This window comes from Propioniciclava sp., assembly GCF_036744435.1.
GTDB lineage: Bacteria > Actinomycetota > Actinomycetes > Propionibacteriales > Propionibacteriaceae > Propioniciclava.
The window spans coordinates 1-3651 of the sequence record NZ_DAIOIA010000182.1 but is presented as its reverse complement, the minus strand read 5'-3'; the positions used below and the strand labels follow the sequence as shown (position 1 = coordinate 3651).

Genomic DNA, 3651 nt, shown 5'->3' with positions numbered 1-3651 from the left:
GCGCACCTCGTGGCATGGACATTTCAACCGCTTCGAATAATTGCTAGCGCCGGTTTAACCCCACCCCGACCAACCTCGTCCAGCCCTAGTTAAGGAGTCCGTTCATGCAGCAGCAACGCCGCCACAACCCCTACCCGCTCACCTGGGAGATATCCCCCTCGCCGTCCTCCTCGGCGCGGTCCTGGTGCTGTTCTACGGCCTGCACGCCGGTCGCGGGCTCGCGACCTGGCTGGCCGGGTACGGCTGGCACTGGCCGACCCCGACCGCCCTGGTTTCCAGCATCCCCGGCGTGGTGGCCGGTGACCCGCACGCCGGGCTGGCCGACGGCGCCCTACCCGCCGGGGCGACCGCCCCGGTGTTGGTGTGCATCATCGTCGCCGAACTCGTGCTGCTGGCCGGGATCACCCTCCTCACCGTGTGGGGGTGGGCGCGGTGGGGGCCGGGCCGCATCCTCGGCATGGCCACCCCCACCCAAGTCGAGAACGTCCTCGGCGTGAGCCGCCTGCGCAAGGTCCGCCACGTCATCCGCCCCGACCTGTACCCCAAGAAGCGAGCACTCCGATGAGCATGATCACCCACCATGAAGCCAAGCCACGCCGCGTCCGGTTCGACCCCCACCACGTGGGGTGGCGGATCGGCCGCGCCCACCACCCGCGTGCCGGGGACCTGTGGTGCCCGTGGGACCGCACCTGCGGGGTGATCGGCCCCCAGGGCTCGGGCAAGACCCTCGACATCCTCGTCCCCGCCCTGCTCACCGCCCCCGGTGCAGCGTTGGTGACCCTCACCAAACCGGCCGACCTGCTGCTGTCGTGGCAGGCCCGCACCCGCGACGGCCGGCCCTGCCACGTCCTGGACCCGTTCGGCGCCGTCCCGGGCCTACCTGAACTGGTGTGGAACCCGATCGACGGGTGCGTCGACCCGCTGGTGGCGGAACGCCGGGCGAAGGCGTTCACCGCCGGCACCGTCAAGGCCGGCGCCTCCGGCAGCGGCGACGCCGCAGCCCGGTTCTACGCCGCCGAGGCCGCCAAGGTGCTGCAGGGCTACTTCCACGCGGCCGCGCTCACCGGGCAGACCCTCGACGTCGTCCTGCGCTGGGTCGCGAACCCGCTCGCCACTCAGGAACCCGCCGAGATCCTGCGCGAGCACCCCGACGCCGCCCCGTTCTGGCACGGCCTGCTCACCGGCGCGCTCACCGGCGACGACCGCACCGCCGGGAACACGATCACCACCGTCCAGCAAGCGTTGACCTTGTTCTTCCAGCCAGACATCCGCCGTCGCTGCATGCCGCGTCCGGGGCATCCGGCCACCGACATCGCCGACATCATCCGGCGCGGGGGCACCATCTACCTGCTGGGACGCGAGGACCCCTACGCCAGCGCCAGCCCGCTGATGACCGCCCTGGCCGAACACGTCCTCGACACCGCCCTCGCCCTCGCCACGGCCAGCGAGCACAACAAGCTGTGCCCGCCGATGCTGGCCTGCCTCGATGAGTTGCCCTCGACCGCACCCCTGCCCACCCTCCGCATCCGGATGGCCAACGAACGAGCGTTGGGCATCTCGTTCATCTGGGCTGCACAGACGTGGCGGCAGCTCGCCGCCCTGTACGGCGAGCAGGAAGCCCGCGCCCTGCTCGGCCTGACCAACGTGCTGGTCATGTTCGGCGGCAGCAAGGACGGCGGGTTCAACCGGGAGATCTCCGAACTCGTCGGCAGCGTCCGCGTCGCCCGCACCACCTGGCAGACCGGCGGCAAGGGTGGACGCAGCGTCAGCGGGGAGGACATGGCCATCCTCAAACCCGAGGAAGTCCGGCAGATCCCCACCAAGCAGGCCCTCGTCGTCCCCGAGAACGCACCCCCGATCATCGCCAAGCTGTCGCGCTGCATCGAGGGCAAGACCGGACGCCAACTGTTGGCCGAACTCGACGCCACCCGCACCATCGTCGAGCGTGCGCGTGCTGACGAGGTCTCCATCGAGGCCCGCCAACTCGCCGCCCTGGCCAACGCCCGCCGGCACGCACTCACCGAGGCGGCCGACCACGATGGATAGGACACCGGACAAGTCGCTGGTGTGGACGTTCCCCACCCCCAACACCCCACTGTTGGCCGTCGCCTACCGCGACCTCTACCTCGCCGCAGAGGGCACCGCCCAGCAGAAGGAGATGCTCGGCGACCCGGCCCTGCTCCCGCGCCCGTGGGACCCGGCCACCTGCCAGGACCCGCTCCTACGCCAGGAAGTGTGGGACTGGCTGGAGGAGTTCGTGGTCTGGTTCAACCGCGAGTACGTGTGGGACCCCAACGCCGGCATGATCCCCTCCTGCTGGCCCCACCACCCCCACCTCGTCCACGAGATTGCCGTGCTCGCCGACCAACGCCGACGTGCCGGCATCGCGACCACCAGCGACCTGCTCGAGGACTGGCACCGCTACGCCGTCCCCGCCTTCATCGACCGGATGAAAGCCCGCCTGAAGAACCAGTGCGACGACAACCACCCCAGCTGGCCCGCCCGCGGCCGCCACGCCCGCCTCCTCAACGAAGCCGACACACGCCTACGCGCCTACGGCAGCGACGTCACCACCCTCACCCAGCAACTCGCCGAGCACCACCGGGCCGCCCTCCTGGCCGAACCAACAGCGCGCCCCAACCTCCGCCTGGTCGACGGCAGCCAGGTCGACCCCGACACCGGGGAGATCCTCCGATGAACCCCCAGCCAGACCAGCAGCTCGACCTGCTCGACTTCATCCCCTACACCGACGGCGGTCGACAAGGCGCCCCACCACCGCCCCCCGAGGTCACCCAGTGCCGGTGGTGCCACCACAGCGAACCCAACGGACTCCTGCTCCGCAACAACCACACCCCCGACAGCTACCGCGCGATCCAGACCACCTGGTGCATCGCCATGGACCTGACGCTGAGCCACCTCATCTACTGGCAACGACGCATCCACGACCAGGACGCCACCCCGACCAGCCGGCGCCGCCCAAAGCACGAGGAGGACCCCCGCCAGGGCATGGCGCGCAGCATGGAACGCGCCCTGGTCGTGTGGCAGCACCGCCGCGACGAGCTCGACGCCCAACTCGACGCCCTCGACATCCCCCGACCCCACCGAACCGAAGATGCCCCGGCCGTCATCGAGCACATCCCCAGGTACACAGATAGCCAGCCGCCAACCCGGGAGGACCGACAGCATGACCATGCAGCCCTACGAGCTCGGCGACACCGAGCTGACCGGGGACCAGCGCGAGGCCTTCGAGCGGATGATCGACATGATCGCCGCCCGCTACCCGGGCCGGGACCACGGACAGCATCCCGACGAGGAGATGATGGGGGAAGCCATGAGTGGCGCGCTCATGGTGCTAGTGGGGGACGCCACGCTGGAGGGTCTCGCGCAGGAGTGGTCGCGGGCGCGCGTGGCTGAGCGGGAGGCCATGGGTCGGCTGACGGGGGCGGTCATCGCTACTGCGGATGCTGGGGTTGCGGAAACGGTGATCGCCGAGCGAACGGGCCTGAATCGCCGCTCGGTGCGGCTGGCTTTGGGGAAGTGAGCCCCGCGCGACACCCCGCCCTTTTGCGGGAAAGGGCCCATTCTGAACAAGCACAGAAATACCTGATGACCGACCTGTGGACCTCGGCCCGGAGTCGTGCCGGGTGTCAT

4 protein-coding genes are annotated in these 3651 nt (G+C 70.1%); all 4 read left to right on the top strand.

All coding sequences use genetic code 11. The features are described 5' to 3' along the window. Window positions 1-184: 184 nt before the first annotated feature. The 4 genes from V7E09_RS14795 (at window position 185) to V7E09_RS14780 (ending at window position 3541) form a co-directional block, all read left to right on the top strand. A complete protein-coding gene (locus tag V7E09_RS14795; RefSeq protein ID WP_324523638.1) occupies window positions 185-565 on the top strand; it encodes a hypothetical protein in 381 nt (126 codons plus the stop codon). Then, window positions 562-2046: a type IV secretory system conjugative DNA transfer family protein gene (locus V7E09_RS14790; RefSeq protein WP_300142001.1), complete on the top strand. Its 1485-nt coding sequence runs from the start codon at window positions 562-564 to the stop codon at window positions 2044-2046. Before V7E09_RS14795 ends, V7E09_RS14790 begins: the two co-directional genes overlap by 4 nt. After that, a complete protein-coding gene (locus tag V7E09_RS14785; protein WP_324523637.1) occupies window positions 2039-2698 on the top strand; it encodes a hypothetical protein in 660 nt (219 codons plus the stop codon). The genes V7E09_RS14790 and V7E09_RS14785 overlap by 8 nt, the downstream gene beginning before the upstream one ends. A 486-nt stretch (window positions 2699-3184) precedes the next feature. Then, entirely contained in the window at window positions 3185-3541 is a 357-nt protein-coding gene (locus V7E09_RS14780; protein ID WP_324523636.1) for a hypothetical protein, read from the top strand. The last annotated feature ends 110 nt before the right edge of the window (window positions 3542-3651 follow it).